Origin of the sequence: Streptomyces sp. NPDC000075, assembly GCF_040301925.1 — a bacterium.
Lineage (GTDB): Bacteria > Actinomycetota > Actinomycetes > Streptomycetales > Streptomycetaceae > Streptomyces > Streptomyces polychromogenes.
This window is the reverse complement of record NZ_JBEPFL010000063.1, coordinates 1-24,183: the sequence shown is the minus strand read 5'-3', so window position 1 is coordinate 24,183 and position 24,183 is coordinate 1. Positions and strand designations below refer to the sequence as shown.

Genomic DNA, 24,183 nt, shown 5'->3' with positions numbered 1-24,183 from the left:
GTGTTCAGACGTGTGCTGTTCAGTTCTCGGGCGACGGGTCCGTCCGCCCCGGACCGGTCCGGGGCGGAGCCCTTGCGGGGCGCCCCCGCCGGGGAGGCGGCGGCCGCGCGCAGCTGTGCCACGATGCGGGGCAGTGCCTCGCCCAGCGGGTCCCGGATGAGCTCGGTGGCGATGGCGTCGTACGGGGTCGGGTCCCAGTTGACGATGACCAGGGTCGCCCCGGCGTGCACCGCGGCCGCGCAGAGGGAGCCCGCCGGTTCGACGGTCAGTGTCGTGCCGGTGGCGAGGATCAGGTCGCAGGAGGTGACCGCCTCCTGCGCCCTCGTGAACACCTCGGGTGCCATGGTCTGGCCGAACATGGTGCTGGCGGTCTTCTGGATCCCGCCGCACTGCGGGCAGCCCGGTGTGGCCTCCCCGGCGGCGATCCTGGTCAGGACGTCCGTGGTGGGCCCGCGGTGGCCGCAGGCGACGCACAGGGTGGTGCGCATGGTGCCGTGCAGTTCGACCACCCGGTCGGCCGGGGTGCCGGCGAGCTGGTGCAGGCCGTCGGTGTTCTGGGTGACGACCGTGGTGTCGATGGCCGAGTCCGCCAGCGCGGCCACCGCGCGGTGGCCGGCGTTGGGTTCGGCTTCCCAGACGGGGTGCTCGTAACGCGTCTTCCAGTAGCTCACGCGGAGGTCGGGATCCGTCATGAACGCCTGGTAGGTGTGTCTGGTCTGCTGTCCCGGGCTCAGGGTCCAGACGCCGGAGGGGCCGCGGAAGTCCTGGATGCCGGAGTCGGTGGACAGGCCCGCGCCGCTGAACACCACGAGGCGGCGGACGCCGTAGGCCCAGTCGGGGATGGTGTCGTGCTCCTGCCCGGGCGGGCCGGCCGGCTGGTCGGAAGGGGGAAAGGGGAACGTCATGGGGACCTCCGGGAGCAGTGGGTCCGGCCGACCGTATGCGATCGACTCGGCATCAGCGTGTGGCTTTCGCACCGGTGAAGCGGTTGAGCGCGTGCACGCCCTCGCGCAGGGCGACCACGAGGCGGTCGGCCAGGTCGTCCGTGTTCTCCTTGGTGAGCAGGCTCCGGTGGTCGCCCGGCGTTTCGAGCACCACCAGCGGACCTGAGACCTTGGCGCCCCAGCCCAGGTCGGGCAGGGTGTGCGGGGCCTCCTCGCCCCGGATGACCACGGCGCTGCCGCCGTACGGGACGTGGTCCTGGTCGCGGTAGTCCAGCAGGGCCTTGGCATGGCGCCGGAAGAGCTGCACCAGGCGTCGCAGGTCCTCGACGCTGCCGACGTCGGGGCGGGCCAGGTGGCCCTCGGCCAGCGACAGCGCGTGCTGGAGGCGTCGTTCGGGCGCGATCCGCTGGAGTTCGGCCAAGGTGATCGGCAGCTTGTCGGCGAAGGCGCCGAGGATCGCCGCGGCGTCGTCGTCCACCCATGCGGGGGGAACCGGGTCGGCGATGCTGGAGTCGATGAGCGCCAGTGTCTCCACCTCACCGCCCTCGCGCTCCACCTGACGGGCCATCGCGTAGGCGACCGCGCCACCCATGCACCAGCCGCCGAAGCGGTACGGCCCTTCGGGCTGCACGGTGCGCACCACGCGCATGTAGTGCTCGGCGATGTCCTCGATGGTCGCCGGGCGGGGGCCGTCCGGACCGAGGTGGTCGTAGGCCTGGATCCCGAAGGCCGGCAGGTCCGCGGGCAGGGAATCGCTCAGCGCGCCGTAGCAGAACACCGTGCCGCCCAGCGGGTGGATGAGGAACAGGGGCCGCTCCCCCGAGGCGGGGGCCTCCTTCAACGGGACCAGGATCGAGCCCTGTTCCTCGGTCCCGCTGTCGATGGCCGCCGCGATGGAGGCGACGGTGGCGCCGGTGAGCAGGCTCGCCAGGGGCACCTCGTGGCCGGTGGCCTCCTTGATGCGCAGGACGACCCGGAGCGCCGCGATGGAGTAGCCGCCCAGGTCGCGGAAGGTGTCGTCGGCGCCGACCCGGTCCAGGCCCAGTTCCTCGCTCCACACCCCCGCGACCAGGCGCTGCGTGTCCGTGGAGAGGGCGACGATCTCGCCGGCGGCGGTACCGTGGCGGTCCGGGTCGGGCAGGGCCGCCCGGTCGGTCTTTCCGTTCGGGGTCAGCGGGTAGGCGTCGAGCCACATGTACGCCGACGGCACCATGTAGTCCGGGACGTGGGCGGCCACGTGGGCGCGGAGTTCCTGCGGGGTGGAGAGCGGCGTCCCGGCCGTGGCCACGAGGTAGGCGACGAGCTGGTGCCCGCCCGCGCCGTCGGGCCGGGGGACGACCACGACCTGGCCGACCGACGGGTGGGTGGCGAGCACCGACTCGATCTCGCCGAGTTCGATGCGGAACCCGCGGATCTTGACCTGGTGGTCGGACCTGCCGATGAAGTCGAGCCGCCCGTCCGGACGCCAGCGCACCGTGTCGCCGGTGCGGAAGAGCCGGCTGCCCGGCCGCCCGAAGGGATCGGCCACGAAACGCGTCGCGGTCAGGCCGCCGCGGTCACGGTAGCCGCGGGCCACACCGTCACCGCCGATGTGGAGCTCGCCCGGTACACCGACGGGGACCGGGCGCAGGCTCTCGTCCAGGACGTACACCTGGGTGTTGGCCAACGGCGTGCCGATCGTGACGGCCTCGCCCCGGCGCACGGCCTGCAGACAGGACCAGATGGTGGTCTCGGTCGGTCCGTAGGCGTTCCACACCGACCCCATGCGGGCCGCGAGCTGCTCCGCCAGATCGGCCGGCAGGGCCTCACCCCCGCACACGGCCCGGATGCCCGGCTCCTCGCCGAGACCCGCCTCGATGAGCATCCGCCAGGCGGACGGGGTGGCCTGGGCGATGGTGGCCCGCTCGACCTCGGCGACGAGCGCGGAGGCGTGGGAGGCGGCGTCCGCGAGCACGCGGAGTTCAGCGCCCACCAGCAGCGGGGCGAAGACCTCCAGTCCCGCGATGTCGAAGGACAGGGAGGTGACGGCCAGCCAGCGGTCCGCGTCCGTGAGACCCGTCTCGTCGATCATGGAGCGGAGCAGGTTCACCAAGGCGCGGTGCGGGATCTGTACGCCCTTGGGCCGGCCCGTCGAACCGGAGGTGTAGATCACGTAGGCGAGGTTCTCGGCCCGCAGGCCGGAGGAGAACACGACGTTGCGGCCCTCGACCGCACGGTCGGGGGTGATCGTCAGCACCTCGGCCGGGGAGGCGGGAAGGTGCGACTCCGGGTCGGCCAGCACCAGCGCGGCCTTCGAATCGGCCAGCATGTACGCCAGCCGTTCCGCCGGGTAGTCCGGGTCCAGCGGCAGGTACGCCCCACCGGCCCAGAGCACCGCGAGCACGGCGGTGATCAGGTCCGCCGATCGCCGCATGGACACGCCCACGACCACGTCCGGGCCGACGCCGCGCTCGCGCAGCCGCCAGGCCAGCCGGTTCACCCGCTGGTACAGCTCGGCATAGGTCAGCTGCTGGTCCCCGCAGCTGAGGGCGGTCTTGTCGGGGAAGCGCTCGGCGGCTTCGGCGAGGAGGGACGGCAGCGGGCGATCCAGGGGGAACGCGGCGGCCGTGTCGTTCCACTCCTTCAGCTGCCGGGTGGTCTCCGCGCTGCTCAGCAGTGGCGTGCCCGACACCGGGGCGGCCGGGTCGTCGACCATGGCCTCCAGCGCCGCCGCGTAGTAGCCGCCGATCGCCTCGATCTGCTCCGCCGGGAACTCGGTCTCGTCGTAGTTGATGCCGAGACCGATCTCACCGGTGTTCGGGTCCGCGCCGAAGTTCGCGGTGAACGGGAAGTTGGTCTGCTCGAAGAAGTTCGTGTCCTCGATGGTCAGATGGGTCAGGGTGAGGGCGCCGTAGCTGCGCATCGCGCGGTAGTCGACCAGGGTTTCGAACAGCGAGTTCCGGTTCAGGTCGCGCTGCATCTGGCCGAGGGGGTAGCGCCGGTGGGCGAGCGCCTCGACCTCCGCGTGGTGGACCTGGCGGGCCAGGTCGCGCCAGCTGGTCCGGCCGGTGTCCAGCACCAGCGGAACGCTGTTGAGGAACAGGCCGAGCATCCGGTCGGCGTCCGGGGACTCCGGGCGGCAGTTGGCCACCCGCCCGGTGATCACGCGTGCCCGCCCCGACAGCTGGGAGAGCACGGCGGCGTGCGCGGCGTACAGGGCGGCCTTCGTGGCCACGCGTGTGCCGGCGGCAAAACCCTTGAGGCGCGTGGTGAGGTCCGGGCGGAACGGCACGCGGTACACCCGCGCCGACCGCTGCGCGCCCTCCCCGGTGACCGGCGTGCGTGCGGTGTCGCCCCAGCGGGGCAGCTCCAGCACGTCGGTGTCCGCCAGCAGGTCGCGCCAGTAGTCGCGCGACCCCGCGTCGGCCAGTGCCTCGCGCTCCAGCCGGACGTGGTCGCGGAAGCGGGAGGCGAGCCGGGGCGGCCGGGGAGCGTGACCCGCGAGCGAGCGGTCGTACTCCGTCAGGAGCCACGAGGTCAGCAGTGACAGGCTCCAGCCGTCGAGGATCGCGTGGTGAAAGCTCAGGTTCAGCCAGAACGAGGTGTCGCTCACCAGCTGCGCGTGGACGCGGAGCAGCGGCGGCACGGCCAGGTCGAACGGCCGGGCCTTCTCGCCGGCGCGCCACACCATGATGTGCGCGTCCTGGTCGACCGGGCTCAGGCCGGTCAGGTCCTCTACGGTGAGCGGGGGTTCCACGTGGTCGTGCACGAGCTGCATGGGCTCGCTGAACCGGGTCAGTTCCACGCCGCTGCGCAGGATGTCGTGGCCCGCCAGGAGCGCGGCGAGCACGCTCCGCAGGCGGGAAGCGTCGAACGGGCCGGAGATCTTCAGGCTGGACAGGTCGTGATAGGTGGTTCCGGTGCTGTCGAGGTGGCTGTGGTACAGCATCCCGGACTGCAGCCGCGTGAGCGGATAAGCGTCGTTGATCGCCATGGTGTCAGCTCCCGCCGGTCAGGCTTCGTACAGGCGGGCTCGGTCCTCGTCAGACATGAGGAAGAACTCGCCGAGGGCATCGGACATTGGGGTGGTACTCGCTGGGGCAGGGGCATCGGGGCCGTGGTGCACGGCCAGCGCCGCCACGGTGGGGGTACGGAACATGTCCTCGACCGTGAACGAGAAGCCGTTCTGCCCGGCGCGGCCGACGACCGCGATGGCGTGCATGGAGTCACCGCCGAGTTCGAAGAAGTCGACGTCGGCTCCGACGCCGCCGGTGCCGAGCACGTCCTGCCAGATGGCCGCCAGGACCTCCTCGGCCTCCGTCGCGGGGGCGCGCGAGGGCGCCCGCGACTCCGCGGCCGGTGCGGGGAGGGCCTTGCGGTCCACCTTTCCGCTCGTGGTCACGGGGAACCGGTCGAGCACCACGACGGACGAGGGCACCATGTACTTCGGCAGCAGTGCGGCCGCGTGCGCCAGCAGTTCATCGGTCCGCGGTGCCGGTGCCGCGGGCGGCACCACCACGTAGGCCACCAGACGGCGGTCGCCGGGGCGGTCCTCGCGTACGAGCAGCAGTGCCTGCTCGACGGCCTCGTGCCGGGCGAGCACCTGCTCGATCTCACCGAGTTCGATGCGGAACCCGCGGACCTTGACCTGGTGGTCCAGGCGGCCCAGGAACTCCAGCCGGCCGTCGGGCAGCCAGCGCGCGCGGTCGCCCGTCCGGTACAACCGGGTGCCGGGCGGGCCGTAGGGGTCGGCGACGAACCGCTCGGCGGTCAGCGCGGGCCGGCCGTGGTAGCCGCGGGCGAGGCCCTCGCCGCCGAGGTACAACTCGCCCGCCACGCCGACGGGAACCGGGGCGAGGCCCTCGTCCAGCACGTAGGTCCGGGTGTTGGCGATCGGGGCGCCGATGGGCACGCGTGGCGCCCGGTCGTCCGGTTCGCAGGTCCAGGAGGTGACGTCCACGGACGCCTCCGTCGGGCCGTAGAGGTTCTCCAGCCGGGCGTCGAGCGTGCGACGGCACGACCGCGCGACCTCCGCCGGCAGTTCCTCGCCGCTGCACACGATCAGCCGGAGCGCGTCCAGCCGGGCCACCTGCGGTACGTCGAGGAAGGCCCGCAGCATCACCGGGACGAAGTGGCAGACGGTGACCCCGGCCGAGGCCATCAGTTCGGCCAGGTACTGCGGCTCGCGGTGGCGCCCCGGGGCGGCCAGGACGAGGCACGACCCGTTCATCAGGGGCCAGAAGAGCTCCCACACGGAGACGTCGAAGCTGATCGGCGTCTTGTGCAGCACGCGGTCCTCGGGCGTCAGGCCGTACGCGTCCTGCATCCACGACAACCGGTTGACGATGCCGCGGTGCGGCACCTGCACCCCCTTGGGGGCGCCCGTCGAGCCCGAGGTGTAGATGACGTAGGCCAGGTTCCCGGAGCGGGCCGACGGCACTGGTCCCGTCTCGGCCGTCTCCGTCCCCACGACGATCTCGACGCAGCCGGCCTCGGCGAAGCGGCCCGTGGACCCGTGGCCGGTGAGGACGACCGGGACCGCGCTGGACCGCACCATCGTGCGCAGCCGCTCCAGGGGATGACCGGGCTCCAGCGGAAGGTAGGCGCCGCCGGCCTTGAGGACGGCCAGGAGGCCGACGACCAGTTCCAGGGAACGGTCCAGGTGGACGCCGACGACGACGTCCGGCCCGACTCCGAGCTCGCGCAGCCGCCAGGCCAGCGCGTTGGCGCGGCGGTCCAGCTCTCCGTAGGTCAGTTCCTCGTCCTCGAAGCGGACGGCCGGCGCCAGGGGCGTCCGGTGGGCCCGTTCGACGATGAAGTCGGTCAGGGTGCGGTCGAGCGGGTACGGGACCGCCGTGTCGTTCCAGCGTTCGAGCAGCAGTTCGCGTTCGGCGGGGCCGGTCAGCGTCAGCCGGTGCAGCGGCGTGCCCGGGTCGGCGGCCACCTGCGCCAGGACGTGATCCAGGTGGCCGATCAATCGGGCCATGGTCGCCTCTTCGAAGAGGTCGAGGTCGTAGTCGAGGACGCCGACCAGCCCTTCATCGCCCTGGGTGAAGCGGAGGCTGATGTCGCACTGGGCGCGGGCCTCGGTGCTCACCAGCGCTTCGACCTCCTGGCCGGGGATGCGCAGGGGCACCGTCGGCACGTTCTGGAGGGCGAACAAGACCTGATAGAGGGGGTTGCGGCTGAGGTCGGGCTCGGGGGCGAGTTCGGCGACCAGCCGTTCGAAGGGGGCCTGCTGGTGGTCGAACGACGCCAGCGACATCTCCTTCACCCGGGCCAGCAGCTCCGCGAACGTCGGCGCACCGCCCGTGTCCACCTTCATCAGCACGGTGTTGAGGAAGCAGCCGATCGAACGCTCGAACTCGGACCGGGGGCGGAACGCCACCGGCGTGCCCACGAGGACCTCGTCCTGGCCCGCGTGCCGTGAGAGCACCAGGCCGAACGCGGACAGCAGGGTCATGAACATCGTGGCCCCGGCGGACCGGCCCGCCTCCTCCAAGCCGCTGACCACCTCGGCCGGCACCGTGAACTGTGTCCGCGCCCCGCGGTGCGTCTGGACCGCGGGACGGATCCGGTCCGTCGGAAGGTCCAGCACGGTGGGGGCACCGTCCAGCCGCTCCTTCCACCAGGCGACCAGCTGGTCCTGCTCGCCGCTGTCGAGGGCGGCGCGTTCCCAGGCGACCAGATCCGTGAACTGGGCGACCGAGGGCTCCGGGGCCGCGCCCTCCAGGGCGCGGGACAGGTCCTCGAAGAACACTCCGGCCGACCAGCCGTCGAAGATGATGTGGTGCACGGTGAAGACCACGATCTGCTCGCTCTCACCGGTGCGCACGAGGACGCAGCGCATCAGCGGCGCGGCCGCCAGGTCGAAGGGCCGGCGCGTCTCGGCGGCCGCGTAGGCCCGCCCGAGCCGCTCGGCATCGGCCCGCTCCCGCAGGTCGACCGTCTTGACCGGGATCCGGGCGTCGGGCAGGACCTCCTGGACCGGGTCCCCGTCGCGGACCAGGAACCGGGTCCGCAACGCCCCGTGCCGAGCCACCACCACGTCGAGCGCGGACTGCAGGGAGGACTCGTCCAGCGCGCCGCGCACCCGCAGCATCGCCGACATGTTGTACGAGACGTCGCCGGGCTGGACCTGGTCCACGAACCACAGGCGCCGCTGTACGAGCGACAGTGCGTGGGCCCCGTCGCCGTCGGCCGTCGAAGGGATCGTCGTCAGCTCCGCCACGGGTTCTCGTACCCCGTCCGCGACCTGCCGCAGGAAGCCCGAGACGGTCGGGGTCTCGAAGACCTCGCGCATGGTGAGGCGCACGCCGAACGTCTCCGCGACACGGGACAGCAGCCGGGTGAGGAGCAGCGAGTGGCCGCCGAGGGCGAAGAAGTCGTCCTCCACTCCGATCCCGCTGACCGCGAGCACGTCCTCCCACAGCCGGGCCATCTCCCGCTCCGCGTCGGTGGCCGGCGGCCGGGAGGTCTCGTCGACCTCGGTCTCGCCGCTCGGCGCGGGCAGTGCCGCCCGGTCCACCTTGGCGTTGTGGTTCAGCGGGAAGCCCGGCAGCACGACGAACGCGGAGGGCACCATGTGCTTGGGCAGCGCGGCGCTCGCCCTGGTCCGCAGCTCGGCCGGGCTCGGCGCCTCGGCCCCGGGGACGGCCGTGACGTACGCGACGAGGCGCCGGTCGCCGGGGCGGTCCTCCCGGACCAGGACCAGTGCCTGGCCGACGCCCTCGTGGGTGACCAGCACCGCTTCGATGTCACCCGGCTCGATCCGGTGACCGCGCAGTTTGATCTGGTGGTCCACTCGGCCGACGAACTCGGCGCAGCCCTCTCCCAGGTAGCGGACGCGGTCACCGGTGCGGTAGATCCGGTCCTCCGGGTCACCGGTCCACGGACTCGTGGTGAACCCGCCGGCCTCGCCCCGGAGGTAGCTCGCGAGGTAGGGGGTCCGGACCACGAGCTCGCCGATCTCGCCCTCGGCGCAGAGCTCTCCGGCGGGGTTGACGCACAGGATCTGGATTCCGGTGATGCCGGGTCCGATCGGCGACTTGGAGGAGAAGGGCACGATGCCGTCGGGGGCGTCCGGGGCGCGCAGCGACAGCGCGGAGATGATCTGCGGGGTTTCGGTCGCCCCGTAAATGTTGATCAGGGTGGACCCGGGGGCCAACGCGGCCCAGGCGACCGCCGTACTGCGGCGCAGCACGTCGCCGTTGATGCCGACCAGCCGCATGTGCGGCAGCTTCCCGCCCGGGGGCATGGCCGCGGCCAGTTCGTTGGCGTAGGGCGGGGTGAGGTGGACGACGGTCGACTCGGACTCGCCGAGCCACCGGCTGGTCGCGTGGAAGTCCAGCCGGTCGTGCTCCGGGAAGACGGACGTCGCCCCCACCCACATGGGGGTCAGCAGGTCGCGCATCAGGACCTCGTAGCCGAGGCCGGCCAGTACGGCGAAGCGGTCGTCGGAGCACAGCCGCTGGGAGGTCTCGTACCAGTCGAGGAAGTGCATGACCGCGTCGTGCCGGGTCAGCACGCACTTGGGGGTCCCGGTGGATCCGGAGGTGAACACCGCGTAGATCGTGTCGGCGGCGGTGACCTCGATGCCGAGGTCACCGTCGGGCAGGGAGGTCCAGTCGGCCCCCGCGTCCATCCGGATCACCTCGGTGGACACCGCGGCGACCTCGGACACCTCGTCCGCGAGGTCCGCGCAACCGCGGGTGATCACCAGGGCCTTCGGGGTGCTCACCTCCACGCACTGCGCCAGACGGGCGGCGGGCATGGTCGAGTCCATGATCACGAACGGGGCGGCGCACTTCATCGCCGCGAGCATCGCCACCTGCGTGGACGGATCACGGCTGATGAGGATGCCGACCAGGTCTCCGCGCCGCACGCCGGCCGCGAGGAGCCTGCGGGCCAGCCGGTTGGCGGCCCGGTCGAGCTGCCGGTACGTCCAGTCGCCGTCCTTGGCGGACATGGCGATCCGGTCCGGATCCGTGTCCACGTGCTTGGCGAGCCGCTCCAGGAGCGAGCCGGGCCAGTGCGGCATCAGGGGTTCGTAGGGGTCGGGCAGCTTCTCCCGGCTCTCCTCGGACAGCAGCGGGTACCCCCCGACGGGCCTGTGCGGATTGCGGCTGACCTGGGCCAGCAGCTCGCCGGTCTGCTCCAGCAGCCAGCCGATCCGCGCCTCGGGGAACAGGTCGGCGTCGTAGACCAGGTCGAGCAGGAGCTGCCCTTGCGAGGACTTCACGTAGAGGGTCAGGTCGAACTTCGCCGAGACCGTCTCGTTCGGCAGGTGCTCGACCGTGCAGCCGGGGAACACCGGCGGCTGCGGCTCCCCGTCGAAGTTGAGCAGCACCTGGACCAGGGGGTTGCGGCTGAGGTCGTGGTCAGGGGCGAGTTCGGCGACCAGCCGTTCGAAGGGGGCCTGCTGGTGGTCGAACGACGCCAGCGACATCTCCTTCACCCGGGCCAGCAGCTCCGCGAACGTCGGCGCACCGCCCGTGTCGACCCTCATCGGCACGGTGTTGAGGAAGCAGCCGATCGAACGCTCGAACTCGGACCGGGGGCGGAACGCCACCGGTGCGCCGACCAGGACCTCGTCCTGGCCCGCGTGCCGCGAGAGCACCAGACCGAACGCGGACAGCAGGGTCATGAACATCGTGGCCCCGGCCGACCGGCCCAGCTCCTCCAAGCCGCTGACCACCTCGGCCGGCACCGTGTACCGCCGGGTCGCACCGCGGTGCGCCTGGACCGCCGGCCGGGCCCGGTCCGTGACCAGCTCCAGCACGGTCGGAGCGCCGGCCAGCTGCTCCTTCCACCAGGCGACCGTCTCGTCCTGCTCGCCGCTGTCGACGGTGGCGCGCTCCCAGGCGACCATCTCGGTGAACTGGGCGACCGAGGGGTCCAGGGCCGTGCCCTCCAGGGCGCGGGACAGGTCCTCGAAGAACACCCCGGCCGACCAGCCGTCGAAGACGATGTGGTGCACGGTGAACACGACCAGCTGTTCGGCCTCGTGGGTGCGCACCAGGGAGCAGCGCATCAGCGGCGCGGCCGTCAGGTCGAACGGACGGCGGGTCTCGCCCGACACGTACGCGTGGGCGAGCTCCTCGGCGTCGGGCCGGTCCCTCAGGTCGACCACGTCCACCCGCACCCGGGCGTCGGGCAGGACCTCCTGGACCGGGTCCCCGTCGCGAACCAGGAACCGGGTCCGCAACGCCCCGTGCCGAGCCACCACCACGTCGAGCGCGGACTGCAGGGAGGACTCGTCCAGCGCGCCGCGCACCCGCAGCACCACCGGCATGTTGTACGAGACGTCGCCGGGCTGGACCTGGTCCACGAACCACACGCGCCGCTGGATCGAGGACAGCTCGACGAAATGGGCAGACACTGACTTCCCCTTACTGGACCTTACGGATGCTCGCGGCGGTCCGGTTCCCTCGGGCGGGATCCGGACCGCCGCCTTACTGCGGTCGACGTCTTACTTGAGGGCGTCGAGGACCGAATGCAGTGCCTTGAGGACGGCCTCGCGGGACTGCTCGGTGGGCTCCATGAAGTCGAAGCCGTGGTACCCGTCGGGCACGTCGACGACCTCCACCGGTGCCCCGTGCTCCTCGGCCACCGCGATGAACCGGGCCTCGGTCCCGGCGATCAGCGGGTCCTCCAGGCCGACGGTGGTGAGCACGATCGGCGGCAGGGCGCCGGCCTCGGCCAGTGCCCGCGCGGGCTCGAACTCCGGCAGGAGTTCCTTGCCGGGGCGGGAGCCCAGCACCGGGTAGGTGGCCGCCAGGGCGCGCAGCCACGCGGGCGCCTCGCGCAGCCAGGGGGAGATGAGCGGACCGCCGCCGCAGAAGAACCAGATGCCGATCCGGTCCGCGTCGATCCGGGGGTCGGCCCGGAGGGTCTCGATCGCCTCGGCCAGTGCCTCAGCGGCGCGGGGGAAGTCCGCGTACGTGTTCAGCGGCAGCTGGAGGGGGGCGGCGGCCGTGCCGTGAGCGGCCAGGAGGGAGCCGTAGCCCCGGTAGACCGGCCAGTCGCGGGGGCGGTTCCACGGGAGTTCGGCCGGCAGCGGTCCGCCGCAGACGAAGACGACCGCCGGGCTGGGGCCGGTCGCTCCTTCGGGCAGGTAGAGGTCGATGATGCCGATGCGTTCGGGTGTGACGGGCTCGACCGGGAGGATGAACGGAGCATCCACGAAGTCGGGGGTTTCGGACATGTCGAGGTCTTCTCTCAGCTCGTGGGGAAGGGGGTGCGCGGACGCCGCTCAGGCCTCGTCGTCGACCTTGGGCAGTTCCGTGCCGATCTTCGTGAGCGCCGTGGGCAGCAGGAAGTACGGCACCGGCACCAGGCACATGACCAGTGCGATGGAGAACAGGGCGGGGCGCATGCCCACCTGGGTGGCGAGGAGGCCGCCGAAGAGCGAGCCGAAGGGGACGAGGCCCACGCCGAGGAAGCGCAGGGTCGCCATGACCCGGCCCAGGAAGCGGTCGGGCGTGATGGACTGCCGGATGGCCACCAGCGACACGGCGAAGGTCTGGCTGAGGCAGCCGTACAGGAAGTTGAGGGCCACCAGCAGAATCACGGTGACCACGCCGGACCCGTGCAGCGTCGAGATCCCGAGCAGGAAGATGTTGCTCACGAAGGCGCAGGTGATCAGCACCCGGCCGTAGCCGAACCGCTTGGGCAGGGCGGACGAGAAGAGCGCGCCCACCAGCAGGCCGGGGCCCATCGCGGCGAACGCCAGGCCGATGGCGAAGCCGGAGAGGTGCAGTTCCTTGGGCAGGAAGACGACGTAGATCGCCGTGAAGGCCGCGTAGCAGAAGTTGAAGGACGCGGTGATGATCGTCACCGAGCGCAGCACCGCGTTGCCGAACACGAAACGCATGCCGGCCGCGATCTGCGGGAAGGGGCTCCCGGTCCGCTGGTTCTGCTCCGCCGCCGGTTCGGGCTTCTGGATGCGCCAGATGGCCAGGGCCGACAGGAGGAAGAAGCCCACCGCCGCGACCACGGCGGCCGGGGGCATGATCAGCGAGACCAGCAGACCGCCGAGCGCGGGGCCGCAGATCAGCGCCGTCGAACGGGCCGTCTCCAGCTCGCTGTTGCCCTTCGCCAGCTGTTCGCGTTCGATCACGCGGGGCAGGTAGGCCTGGGCGCCGACGTCGAACAGCACCGTGCAGGTGCCGACCAGGAACGCGACGATGTACAGCGTCGATATCCCCAGTCCGTGGAAGGCGTAGGCCAGCGGGATCAGGGCCAGGGCCAGGGCGCGGCCCAAGTCCGCCGCGATCAGCACGTTGCGGCGGCGCCAGCGGTCGACGAGCACGCCGACGAACAGGACCAGCAGCAGGTAGGGCAGCTGTCCGACCATACGCATCAGGCCGACGTCGAAGGCGGACGCCCCCACCGTCGTCACGGCCACCAGGGGCACCGCGACGTCACTGATCTGGTACCCGAAGTGGGAGGCGGTGTTGCCCGCCATCAGGCGGCGGAAGTCCCGGTTGCGCCATGGACTGGCGCCCGGCCGCTCGGTCGCGGCCTCCGCCTTTTCCATCGAGTCGTTCGTTGTCAATGGACGATCCTCACTCTGTTCCGTGTCGGCGCTCAGGCCGACGACGGCCTGCGCATGTGCGCGAAGTACTCGTACTGACTGGGCAGCGTGGCGACGAGCCCACGCGCTTCGTCGCGGATGTCCCGCATCGTCTTTCCGGCCGCGGCGCCGTCCATGGATCCGAGGGCCGCGGAGGACCGCAGCGGCACGCCTCCGAGCCCCAGGAGCATCGCCTGGTACGAGTACGGCTCGAAGCCGTGGTACCAGGGGTAGATGGACTCGGAGTCCGGGAGCTTGATCCGCCACTGCTCGATGCGCTCGGCGAGGCCGTCGGGCAGCGGGCGGGTCTTCGTGTCCTTCCAGTACCGGTTGTCCTGGCGGGCGGCCGCGTAGTAGTGGAGGACCAGGAACTCGCGGACCCCGTCCAGCATCCGCGCCATGTGCCCGTTGTAGGACGCGCGCACCCCCTCGTTCCAGGTGGCGTCCGGGAAGTGCTTGACCAGCTGCTCGATGGCGTTCTGGATGAAGAAGATCCCGGTCGACTCCAGGGGCTCCACGAACCCCGCCGACAGGCCGATGCCGACGCAGTTGTTCACCCAGGCGTTGCGGGTGCGTCCGATCCGCATCTTGATGTGGTTGGCCTCCACACCCTCGGCCTCGGGGCCGACGAACTCGCGCAGGGTCTTCTCGGCCTCTTCCGGGCTGATGTAGTCGCTGGCGTAGACGTACCCCGTGCCGATCCGGTCGAAGAGGGGGATCGTCCAGATCCAGCCCGCGTCCTGCGCGGTCGCCGTGGTGCACGGACGCATCCCGCGGGTCGCGGCCTCGACGGGAACCCGCAGGGCCACGGCCCGGTCGTTCGGCAGGCTGTCCTGGTAGGAGATGAAGGGCTCGCCCAGCGCCTGGTTGATCAGCAGCCCGCGCCAGCCCGTGCAGTCGATGAACAGGTCACCGTGGAGTTCGCCGTGTTCGGCGGTGTCGACGTGGCTGATCCAGCCCCGCTCGTCGAGCGCGACACGGGTGACGTCGTCGAGGACGTGCGCGACCCCGCGCTCGGTGCCGTACTTGGTGAGGAACTTCGCCAGCAGCACCGTGTCGAAGTGGTAGGCGTAGGGGAACTGGGTCTGCTGTTCGGTCAGCGTGCTGCGGCCCACGGCCTCGGAGCCGCTGCCAGCCCGGTCCTCGCGCTGCTCGAAGATGTTCCCGTCGAGGTGGCGCGGGGAGGAGAGCTGCTCGCACAGGGCGGGGATCACGAAGCAGTCGTCGTCGAAGCGGTCCGAAGGACGCTGCTTCAGCCACCAGTCGGTGATGGGGAAGCCGTCCACGACCCGGGTGCGCTCGAACGGGTGGTAGAAGTGGTGCCCGGGCTCGCGCCAGTTCTCGAAGCGGATGGCCAGCTTGTACGTGGCGCTGCACTCGGGCATCCATTCGTGCTCCTGGAGCCCGAGGTACTGGAAGAAGTGCCGCACGGTGCTGAACGTGGCCTCGCCCACCCCGATGCTCGGGATGTTCTTCGACTCCACGACGGTGACCGAGACGTTCTCACCGAAGGTCGCCTTGAGGTAACAGGCCGACATCCAGCCGGCGGTGCCGCCGCCGACGACGACGATGTTCTTGATCATTTCGAGGACCTACCTTGAAAGCTTGGGGAAGGTGTGCGCCGGACCGTCAGAGCCGTGCCCTGACCGCCCACAGTTCGGGGAAGAATCGCTGCTCGGCCACGCGTCGCAGCCAGTTCGCGCCGGAGCTCCCGGCGGTGCCCGTCTTCGAGCCGAGGAGCCTCTCGACGGAGAGCAGATGGGTGTTGCGCCACCGGCACAGGTCGAAGGCCACGTCCACGAGGGCTTCCGCGAGCAGGTAGACGTCCGCGTACTTGTCCTGCTCGGTGTAGACGGTCCGCCAGACCTCGACGATCTCCTCCCGCACCGGGGGGACGGCCTCGCTCCAGTCCCGTTCGACGCTGTCCCGCGGTACCGGCAGCCCGCGCCGCCACAGCAGCCGCAGCGCCGCGTCGTAGAGGCTCATCTCGCCGAGCGAGCGGAGCAGGTCGCGGTAGGTCGGCTGGTGGCCGCGGTGCCCCTCGGCCATCATCGCGACCTTGTGGCCCAGCAGGAACTCCATGTGACGGTACATGTACGACTGGAATCCGGAACCCTCGCCGAGGGCGTCGCGGAACTCGGCGTACTCGGTGGGACTCAGCGAAGTGAGCACGTCCCAGGAGCCGTTCAGCGCCGTGTAGACGTTGCGCAGGCGACGCAGCGTGCGCAGGGCCCCCGCGACGTCGTCGTCCTCCAGCTGGTCCCTCGCACGCACCGATTCGATGTGGGCGAGTTTGAACAGGAGCTCGTTCACCTGGGTGGTGATCAGGAAAGACGGTTCGGTCTCCGCGTCCGTCCGCAGGTTCTGCAGGGACAGCAGTACTTCGCTGCCCACATAGCGTACGAACGGGTTGCTCCCGTCTCCGCTCTCCATGGTCAGGTCACTGGGATGGTCCATAGCTCGCTCTAAAAGTCCCGTTCAAATCGGAAACCGGCGTTGTCCGGTGAGGCCCGGGCCGATAGAACCAGTGCATGCGGAGTGCGTCAAGAACTTGGGTCTCCCCTTCATGGGACGAATTCGTGGGATGAATGGATGGGGTAATTCATCGGGTGAGTGAATGTCGTGATGCGCGTCTCGGGGTATGAGTGAATTTTATTGTTTGCGCAGGTCGCGGCGGTGATGGCAGTAATCTTCGGCAAATTTGGATCACTTGTCCGGGCTGGTCAGGAGCCGGTTCTTGTGATTTGCTCCGTCGGGTGTTGAAGACTGGCAAAGAACATCTTGAGAGCTTGCGCGACGGCCGCCGCGTCTACGTCGGTCGGACGCTTGTCGAAGACGTGACCACGCACCCCGCATTCGCCCGGGCGGCGCAGACAATTTCACATCTCTACGATGTGAAAGCCGATCCGGCCCATCACGGCGTGATGAGTTACCTGGAGGACGGGGAGAGGCACAGCTCGTATTTCATGCGAGCGCGGACCCGTGACGACCTCGCACGGCGGTCCGAGGCCCACCGGCGGATCGCGGACCTGAGCCACGGCCTCCTGGGCCGTTCGCCGGACTACGTCGCGAGCTTCGTCACCGGGATGGCGGTCTCCCCCGAAGTCTTCGGAGACAGGGCCGACCACGTCACCGCGTACTGGCGCCATCTGCGCGACAACGACCTGTACGCCGCCCACGCGATCGTGGCCCCGCAGGCCGCCCGCGACCCCGCCTTCTACGAACGGGCGAACCTACCGATCCCCACCCTCCGGGTCGTCGGCGAAGACGACAACGGCGTCATCGTGCACGGCATGAAGATGCTCGCCACCGGAGCCGTCCTGGCGAACGAGATCTGGATCGGCAACATCCTGCCGCTGGCCCCGGAGAACGAGGCCGAGTCGATCACCACCGCGGTTCCGTGCAACGCGCCCGGAGTCTCGCTGTGGTCCCGCAAGCCGCTCGCCACCACCGCGGCCTCGGAGTTCGACGGTCCGCTGAGCTGGCGGTACGACGAGACCGACGCCATGGTCCTCTTCGACCACGTCCACGTGCCGTGGGAACGCGTCTTCGTCCACAACGACGTCCCGCTCTCCCGCGAGCTGTACTTCCGCACCCCCGCCCACGCCTACGGCAACCACCAGTCCAACGTGCGCTTCCAGTCCAAGCTCCAGCTCCTGGTGGGCGTCGCGAGCCGGGTGGCCCAGTCCACCGGGGCCGACAAGGTGCCCGCCGTACGCGAGAAGCTCGGCCGCCTGGCCTCCCAGGAGGCCCTGCTGGCGGGGCTCATAGACGGTCAGCTCTGGGGCGCGGAGGAGTGGGGCGACACGTACGTCACCTACAACCGGCGCTCGATGTACGCGGCGATGAACTGGTGCGTGGAGGAGTACTCCGCGATCGTGGACGTCCTGCGCGAGCTGTGCGGGGGCGGGTCCCTCCAGTTCCCGGCCGACTGGTCCGTCCTCGCGGACGAGGAACTGAGCGCGGTCTTCAAGGAGTTCTGGCACACGCCCCAGCTCGACGCCGTCGCCCGCATGAAGCTGCACCGGCTGGCCTGGGACCTCGTGGGAAGCGAGTTCGCGGGTCGCCACCAGCAGTACGAGAAGTTCTACGCCGGCGCCGGATTCATCGTGCGCGGCCACAACTTCCGCGAGGCCCCGTGGGCACGCTTCCACGGCATCGTCGACGACCTGCTGGATTCCTACACCCACCCCACCGACCCCACCGGATCACCCTCATGACCCCCGCGACGACACGGGACGTGGCACCGGCCGACTTCCGGGCCGGGATGCAGCGGCTGGCGAGCGCGGTGAGCGTCATCGCCACCGGAGCGGAAGGGGACCCGGCGAGCCGGCGGGGCATGACGGCCACCGCCGTCTCCTCCCTGTGCGCCGAGCCGCCCAGCCTCGTCGTATGCCTCAACCAGCAGACGGGCACCTACCACCTGCTGCGGCAGAACGGCCTCTTCTCCGTGAACGTCCTGGCCGCCGACGACGTGCCCCTGGCACGGACCTTCGCCGGCCAGGACGGCAAGGCCGGGGCGGAGCGCTTCACCACCGGCGACTGGGCACCCGGCCGCCTGGGCGTGCCCGTCCTCGGCCGCGCCCTGGCCTCCTTCGAGTGCCGGGTCGTCCGGAGCGTCGAGTACGGAACGCACTGCCTGCTCATCGCGGACGTCGAGGCCATCCACCAGCGGGACGCGGACGGCCCGGCCGGGCGGCCCCTCGTCTACCACAGCCAAGAGTTCCACACCCTCGCCACCGGGGGCGTGACCACGGAAGGAGCGCACAGATGACGCAGCGGACAGAGGCACGAGAGGGCACGCGCACCGGGATCGTCCCGGTCGACGAGCTCCGGGCGGCGGGAGCCGCGGCCTTCCCCGGCGCGCTGGCGGCCAAGGCCCTCTACCCCGACTCGCAGTTCGAGGTCGTCCTCGTACGCGGTCCGAACAGCCGCAACGACTTCCACGTCAACCCGTACGACGAGCTCTTCGTGCAGCTCGAAGGCACCATCCGCGTCGACACCCGGGAACCCGGTGCGGGACTGCGGCACAACCTGGTCCACGAGGGCGAGCTGTTCGTCGTTCCGGCGGGCGTGCCCCACTCCCCGCTGCGACCCGCCGGCACCTGGGGCCTCGTGGTCGAGATACGCCGCGCGCCCGGCGAGACCGAGGCCGTCGAGTGGTACTGCGACCACTGCGACGCGGTGATCGAGCGCGTCACCATGGAGTCCTCGGAGATGATCGGCTCCCTGATGCCGCTGCTCAACGCCTTCCAGGCCAGTGAGGAGCGGCGTACCTGCGGTGCATGCGGCGAGGTCCTCGCGCAGCCGGGACCGTTCGTCCTGGACGAGACCGAGTGACCGGGGGCACCGGAGCGGCACTGGTCGACTGCCACACGCACACCCTGCCCCGGGACTGGCTCGACCTGGCCGAACGCTACGGCGACGACCGCTGGCCGGTCCGCCGGCGGATCGACCGGTGCAGCGCCGACCTGTTCGTCGGCGGAAAGCACTTCCGCACCGTTCCCCACACCAGCTGGGACGCGGCCGCCAGGATCGAACAGATGGACGCGAGCGGGGTCTCCCAGCAGTGGCTGTCCGTGACCCCCGTGCTGTTCGGCTACTGGGCTCCGCCGCGGCACTGCGCCGAAATGGCCCGCCACGTCAACGACGGCATCGCCGAGATGGTCCGGCACGCTCCGGACCGGTTCGTCGGCCTGGCCACGCTGCCGATGGGGGACACGGACCTGGCCCTGGAGGAGCTGGAGCGCGCCGTCGGCCAACTCGGTCTGCGCGGCGTCGAGATCGGCAGCAACATCGCGGGCCGTGAACTCGACGACCCCGCCTTCCTGCCGGTTTTCCGGGCGATGGCCGAGCGGAACGTGCCCCTGTTGGTGCACCCCTGGGACGTCGGCTCCGCCGGCCGTCTCGCCCGCTACCACGCGATGTACACCGTGGGCATGCCCACGGAGACGGCCTACGCGGCCCTCGCCCTGCTGCACGGCGGCGTCCTCAGCGCGGTCCCGGGGCTACGGGTGCTCCTGGCCCACGGCGCGGGCGCGCTCGCGTGGCTGCTGCCGCGCATCGACCGGGGCTGGGCGACCTGGCCCGAGCGCCGCGGCGGCGCCCAGGAACCCCCCGGCGTACTGGCCCGCCGGCTGTGGGCGGATTCGCTCGCGGGCGACGAGGCGAACATCCGGCTCGCCGGACGGCGCCTGGGCTGGGACCACATCGTCCTCGGTACCGACTACCCCTTCCCGTTCGGCGAGCAGAGCCCCGGGGACGTCGTCCTCGCATCCTCGCTGGACCCCGGGACCAAGGCGGCGATCCTCTCGGGGAACTCCGCCGCCCTGCTCACCGGCATTCCCGACACATCACACGCACAGACGAGAACAGAGGTCGACCATGGGTACTGACATCACGAAGACCACCTCCTCGGCGGAGGCCCGCTTCGAGGAGCTGGGACTGTCCTTCCCGCCCTCCCCCAAGCGGATGGGCAATTTCGTCAGCGCGGTACGGGTGGGCGACCTGCTGTTCCTGTCCGGCCAGGGCAGCCACGACCACCTGGGCAAGGTCGGGGTGGACCTCGACATCGACACGGCGTACGAGGCCGCCCGCGAGTGCGCGCTGCGGCTCCTCGGCCTGGTCAAGGACGAACTGGGTTCCCTCGACCGGGTCAAGCGCGTCGTCAAGCTGCTCGGCTTCGTCAACTGCGAGGCCGGGTTCGACCGCAGCCCCCTGATCGTCAACGGGGCGTCGGACCTGCTGGTCGAGGTCTTCGGCGAAGCCGGACGGCACGCCCGTTCCGCCTTCGGCGCCATCGCCCTGCCGCACAACTTCGCGGTGGAGATCGAGATGATCGTGCAGATCGAGTCGTGACGCTCGACACCGTCACCCACTTCATCGGCGGCGCGGCGACCGCGTCCGCCGACGGGGCGACGATGGCGAGCGTCGACCCCACCAGCCGGACGGAGTGGGCCGTGGTGTCGCGGGGCTCCGCGCGGGACGTGGACCACGCGGTCGCGGCCGCGCGCCACGCCTTCGACACCGGCCCCTGGCCCCGGATGACCCCGGCGCAGCGGTCGGCGGTCCTGCACCGCCTCGCCGACCTGCTCCTGGAGCACGGGGACGAACTCGCCCTCCTCGACACCCGGGACATGGGCCGGCCGCTGTCCATGACGCGGAACAACGACGTCGCGCGCAGTGCGGCGAACCTGAGGTTCTTCGCCGACGACGCCCTCTCGGCGCTCGACGAGGCGCTCCCCGGACACCCCGGGCACCACATTTACACCCGGCACGAGCCGGCCGGTGTGGTCGCCGCGATCTCCCCGTGGAACTTTCCGCTCATGCAGGCCACGTGGAAGATCGCGCCGGCGCTCGCCCACGGCAACACGGTGGTGCTCAAGCCCGCGGAACAGAGTCCCGCCTCGGCCACCCGGCTGGCCGAACTCGCCGTCCGCGCCGGCATGCCGGCCGGTGTCCTCAACGTGGTCCACGGCGTGGGCCCCGAGGGTGCGGGCGCGGCCCTGGTCGCGCACCCGGACGTGGACCTGATCACGTTCACCGGTGAGACCCGGACCGGCGAAGCCATCATGCGGGCCGCCGCCACGGGCGTGCGGGCCGTCAGCTTCGAGCTGGGCGGCAAGGGCGCGTCGCTGATCTTCGCCGACGCGGACATCGACCGCGCCGTCGCCGTCGCCGCCGACGCCGCCTTCTCCAACGCGGGCCAGATCTGCCTCGCCGGATCCCGGGTCTTCGTGCAGCGACCGGTCTACGAACAGGTGGTGGAGGCGCTGGCCAAGACCGCCGCGGGGCTGCGTCTGGGGGATCCCCGCGATCCGTCGACGCAGGTGGGTCCGCTCTCCTCCGAGGAGCACCACGCCAAGGTGACCGGCCACCTGCGGCGCGCCGCCGAGGAAGGTGCGACCCTCCTCGGCGGCGGGCCGCGCGACGGCTGGTGGGTGGCCCCGACCGTCGTCGTGGACGTGACGGCGGACGCCGCGATCTGCCGCGACGAGGTGTTCGGGCCCGTCCTCACGGTGCATCCCTTCGACACCGAGGAGGAGGCCGTGCAGGCCGCCAACGCGACGCCCTACGGCCTGTCCGCCATGGTCTTCACGAACCACCTGGCCCGCGCCCACCGGGTCGCGGGTCTGCTGCGGGCCGGCAACGTCTGGGTCAACTGCTTCTGGATCCGGGACCTCAGGTCCCCCTTCGGCGGGTTCGGCCGCTCCGGCATCGGCCGCGAGGGCGGGCGCCACTCCCGCGAGTTCTTCACCGAGGCCAAGACCGTCGTCATCGACGTGACCTGAGCCTTTCACATCCGTTCCACCACCACACCACTACACAGGAGGTATCCGTCCCATGGACCTGGGTATCCGAGGGCGCACCGCCCTCGTCTGCGCGTCGACCGCCGGTCTCGGTGAGGCCACCGCGCGCGCCCTCGCCGCCGAAGGCGTCCGGGTGGTGGTCTGCGGGCGTCGCGGGGACGTCGCCCGGGCCATCGCCGCAGAACTGCCCGAGGCGATCGGGCTGGAGATCGACCTCACCGAACCGGACGCCGCGACACGGCTGGTGACCCAGGCCGAACGGGCCTTCGGTCCCATCGACATCCTGGTGCTGAACAGCCCGGGTCCGCCGCCGGGCGGCTCCGCCGACATCACCGCGACCGACACGGTCTCCGCCGTCGAGTCCCTCGTGCTGCCGCACCAGCGCCTGGTCTCCCAGGTCCTGCCGGGCATGCGGGCCAGGGGCTGGGGCCGCATCGTGGCCCTGGCCTCGATCGGCGTCGTCACGCCGATCCCCAGCCTGGCCCTGTCGAACATCGGACGGGCGGCCCTCGCCGGCTACCTCAAGACCCTGGCCACGGAGGTCGCCGCCGACGGGGTCACCGTCAACCTCCTGCTGCCGGGCCGCATCTCCACGGCCCGCACGATCGAGATGAACACCTACCGGGCCGCCCGCGAGGGAGTGGACGTCGAGGAGTTCGCCGCCCGGGCCCAGGCCGCCATCCCCGCGGGCCGGTACGGCACGCCGGCCGAGTTCGCGTCGGCGGCCGCCTTCCTGTGCGGCGAGGGCGCGTCCTACATCACCGGCACCACCCTGCGGTGCGACGGTGGCGCCGTGCCCTCCCTCTGACCTGTACCAGCACACCGGAACCCGGCCCGCAGCGCTGCTCCACGTCGCTGCGGGCCGGCCCGTTGCACGCCGTCCCCTCACCTTCATTGCGCACAGAAAGACAGAGACATGAGCCAAGGTGGCATTGCGCTGTTGTTCGTCGAGCTCGCGGTGATCCTCCTGGTCGCCCGGCTCGCCGGCCGCGCCGCCAGGGCCCTGGGCCAGCCGGCCGTGCTCGGCGAGATCGTCGCCGGCATCCTGATGGGTCCCACCCTCTTCGACGGAGCCGTCGCGGACGCCCTGTTCCCGGCCGGGGCCCGGCCCTACCTGAGCACCTTGGCCAATGTCGGCCTCGTGCTGTTCATGTTCGTGGTGGGCCTGGAATTCGACTACGAACGGCTGCGCGGTTTCGGCCGGGTGACCGGAACCACGTCCCTGAGCGCCTTCCTGCTGCCGTTCGCGCTGGGCAGCCTGCTCGCGCTGTATCTGCTCGGCTCCCACCCGACGGACAACCGACCGGGCTTCGTGCTCTTCTTCGGCGTGGCCATGTCGATCACGGCGTTTCCGGTCCTGGCGCGCATCCTCGTCGACCACAGGATGAACAAGAGCCTGGTCGGCGCGATCGCCCTCTCCGCCGCCGCGGTGTGCGACCTCGCCGGGTGGTCGATGCTCGCACTGGTGCAGGCCCTGGTCGGCGGCAAGGACACCCAGCACTGGCCGGTCCTCCTGGTCGCCCCCTTCGCGGCCCTGCTGGCCTTCGTCGTCCGGCCGCTGCTGAAGCGCTTGCTCACGCGCGGGGGAACCGGACGCGCGGCGGCCGCCACGCGCTTCTCCACCGTGCTGGCCTGCCTGTTCGCCTCGGCCGCCGTGACGGAGATGATCGGTCTGCACTTCGTCTTCGGAGCGTTCCTCTTCGGTCTGGTCATGCCGCGCGAGGCGACCGAGCGGGCCCGCGCGGACCTGCTGGAGCGCGCCACCACCGGCACCACCTTCCTGCTCCCGGTGTACTTCGTCGTGGCGGGCCTGAACGTCGATCTCAGCAGCATGGGCTTCGACGGGCTGCTCGAACTCGGTCTGATCCTGGTGACGGCCGTCATGGGCAAGACGGCGGGCACCTTCGTCACGGCCCGCGCCGCGGGAATGTCCACCCGCCGCTCCACGGTCCTGGCCACCTTGATGAACACCCGCGGGCTGACCGAACTCATCGTGCTGGGCGTCGGTCTGCGCATCGGGATGCTCGACCAGAGCCTCTACGCCCAGATGGTGGTCATGGCGGTCCTGACGACGGCGATGACCGGCGTCCTGCTGCCCTGGCTGGTCGGCCGGGACGACCGCGATCCCCCGGCGCCCGCCGGGGCGGTCCCCCGGGAAGAGGAAGCCGTCGGCGCCCGGAGCTGACGCTCGGCACGCCCCGGGGGCCCGCCCCCCGGGGCGTGCTCCCGTATGGGGCGCCCGGCCGGGGTGAACACGTCGTGCACCGCACGCGAGAGAGCCGGGGGGGGGGGGGGGGGGGCGGACAAGGCCGGCGGCGGGGGGGGGCGGCGCGGGGAACCACCCGGGCGCGGCCGCAGCCGGAAAAGGCCAGAG

General features: G+C 71.1%; 15 protein-coding genes. 8 read left to right on the top strand and 7 right to left on the bottom strand.

Annotated elements, in window-relative coordinates; translation table 11 throughout:
• The 7 genes from ABT403_RS38100 to ABT403_RS38070 form a co-directional block, all read right to left on the bottom strand.
• On the bottom strand, window positions 1-905 hold a 905-nt coding region (locus ABT403_RS38100), incomplete at its 3' end, for an SIR2 family NAD-dependent protein deacylase (protein ID WP_351650887.1).
• Window positions 906-957: 52 nt separating this feature from the next.
• Window positions 958-4,917 carry a non-ribosomal peptide synthetase gene (locus tag ABT403_RS38095; protein ID WP_344152197.1) on the bottom strand — a complete coding sequence of 1,320 codons (3,960 nt, stop codon included), beginning with the start codon at window positions 4,915-4,917 and terminating at the stop codon, window positions 958-960.
• Between the two features lie 18 nt (window positions 4,918-4,935).
• Window positions 4,936-11,304, bottom strand: coding sequence for a non-ribosomal peptide synthetase (locus tag ABT403_RS38090; RefSeq protein WP_344152194.1), 6,369 nt, complete (start codon window positions 11,302-11,304; stop codon window positions 4,936-4,938).
• A 90-nt stretch (window positions 11,305-11,394) separates the two neighbouring features.
• Window positions 11,395-12,129, bottom strand: a complete 735-nt coding sequence (locus ABT403_RS38085) for an alpha/beta hydrolase (protein WP_344152191.1) — start codon at window positions 12,127-12,129, stop codon at window positions 11,395-11,397.
• A gap of 48 nt (window positions 12,130-12,177) precedes the next feature.
• A complete protein-coding gene (locus tag ABT403_RS38080; protein ID WP_344152188.1) occupies window positions 12,178-13,482 on the bottom strand; it encodes an MFS transporter in 1,305 nt (434 codons plus the stop codon).
• Between the two features lie 32 nt (window positions 13,483-13,514).
• The gene (locus tag ABT403_RS38075; RefSeq protein WP_344152185.1) at window positions 13,515-15,083 is read right to left on the bottom strand and encodes a tryptophan halogenase family protein; all 1,569 of its coding nucleotides are present in this window, start codon (window positions 15,081-15,083) and stop codon (window positions 13,515-13,517) included.
• A 46-nt stretch (window positions 15,084-15,129) separates the two neighbouring features.
• The gene (locus ABT403_RS38070) at window positions 15,130-15,957 is read right to left on the bottom strand and encodes a tryptophan 2,3-dioxygenase (protein WP_344152182.1); all 828 of its coding nucleotides are present in this window, start codon (window positions 15,955-15,957) and stop codon (window positions 15,130-15,132) included.
• A 188-nt stretch (window positions 15,958-16,145) separates the two neighbouring features.
• Between ABT403_RS38070 and ABT403_RS38065 the strand changes: the two genes are divergently transcribed.
• The 8 genes from ABT403_RS38065 to ABT403_RS38030 all read left to right on the top strand — a co-directional run bounded on the left by ABT403_RS38065 (window position 16,146) and on the right by ABT403_RS38030 (window position 23,994).
• On the top strand, window positions 16,146-17,720 hold the full coding sequence (locus ABT403_RS38065; RefSeq protein ID WP_344152179.1) for a 4-hydroxyphenylacetate 3-hydroxylase family protein: 1,575 nt from the start codon (window positions 16,146-16,148) through the stop codon (window positions 17,718-17,720).
• Window positions 17,717-18,274 carry a flavin reductase family protein gene (locus tag ABT403_RS38060; RefSeq protein WP_344152176.1) on the top strand — a complete coding sequence of 186 codons (558 nt, stop codon included), beginning with the start codon at window positions 17,717-17,719 and terminating at the stop codon, window positions 18,272-18,274. Before ABT403_RS38065 ends, ABT403_RS38060 begins: the two co-directional genes overlap by 4 nt.
• Complete coding sequence (locus ABT403_RS38055; RefSeq protein WP_344152173.1) at window positions 18,271-18,840, top strand: 3-hydroxyanthranilate 3,4-dioxygenase; 570 nt, start codon at window positions 18,271-18,273, stop codon at window positions 18,838-18,840. The genes ABT403_RS38060 and ABT403_RS38055 overlap by 4 nt, the downstream gene beginning before the upstream one ends.
• A complete protein-coding gene (locus ABT403_RS38050) occupies window positions 18,837-19,895 on the top strand; it encodes an amidohydrolase family protein (protein ID WP_344152170.1) in 1,059 nt (352 codons plus the stop codon). The genes ABT403_RS38055 and ABT403_RS38050 overlap by 4 nt, the downstream gene beginning before the upstream one ends.
• Window positions 19,885-20,358 (top strand): RidA family protein, encoded by a 474-nt coding sequence (locus ABT403_RS38045; protein WP_344152167.1) that lies wholly within the window; start codon window positions 19,885-19,887, stop codon window positions 20,356-20,358. Before ABT403_RS38050 ends, ABT403_RS38045 begins: the two co-directional genes overlap by 11 nt.
• Window positions 20,355-21,791 (top strand): aldehyde dehydrogenase, encoded by a 1,437-nt coding sequence (locus ABT403_RS38040; protein ID WP_344152164.1) that lies wholly within the window; start codon window positions 20,355-20,357, stop codon window positions 21,789-21,791. The genes ABT403_RS38045 and ABT403_RS38040 overlap by 4 nt, the downstream gene beginning before the upstream one ends.
• Window positions 21,792-21,843: 52 nt before the next feature.
• Window positions 21,844-22,617, top strand: coding sequence for an SDR family oxidoreductase (locus ABT403_RS38035; protein WP_344152161.1), 774 nt, complete (start codon window positions 21,844-21,846; stop codon window positions 22,615-22,617).
• Window positions 22,618-22,725: 108 nt separating this feature from the next.
• The gene (locus ABT403_RS38030; protein WP_344152158.1) at window positions 22,726-23,994 is read left to right on the top strand and encodes a cation:proton antiporter domain-containing protein; all 1,269 of its coding nucleotides are present in this window, start codon (window positions 22,726-22,728) and stop codon (window positions 23,992-23,994) included.
• The last annotated feature ends 189 nt before the right edge of the window (window positions 23,995-24,183 follow it).

Excerpts from the sequence above, each read along its gene's own strand:
- ABT403_RS38095 (WP_344152197.1), bottom strand. The coding sequence starts at position 4,917 with ATGGCGATCAACGACGCTTATCCGCTCACGCGGCTGCAGTCCGGGATG.
- ABT403_RS38085 (WP_344152191.1), bottom strand. The coding sequence starts at position 12,129 with ATGTCCGAAACCCCCGACTTCGTGGATGCTCCGTTCATCCTCCCGGTC.
- ABT403_RS38075 (WP_344152185.1), bottom strand. The coding sequence starts at position 15,083 with ATGATCAAGAACATCGTCGTCGTCGGCGGCGGCACCGCCGGCTGGATG.
- ABT403_RS38070 (WP_344152182.1), bottom strand. The coding sequence starts at position 15,957 with ATGGACCATCCCAGTGACCTGACCATGGAGAGCGGAGACGGGAGCAAC.
- ABT403_RS38060 (WP_344152176.1), top strand. The coding sequence starts at position 17,717 with ATGACCCCCGCGACGACACGGGACGTGGCACCGGCCGACTTCCGGGCC.
- ABT403_RS38055 (WP_344152173.1), top strand. The coding sequence starts at position 18,271 with ATGACGCAGCGGACAGAGGCACGAGAGGGCACGCGCACCGGGATCGTC.
- ABT403_RS38045 (WP_344152167.1), top strand. The coding sequence starts at position 19,885 with ATGGGTACTGACATCACGAAGACCACCTCCTCGGCGGAGGCCCGCTTC.
- ABT403_RS38035 (WP_344152161.1), top strand. The coding sequence starts at position 21,844 with ATGGACCTGGGTATCCGAGGGCGCACCGCCCTCGTCTGCGCGTCGACC.
- ABT403_RS38030 (WP_344152158.1), top strand. The coding sequence starts at position 22,726 with ATGAGCCAAGGTGGCATTGCGCTGTTGTTCGTCGAGCTCGCGGTGATC.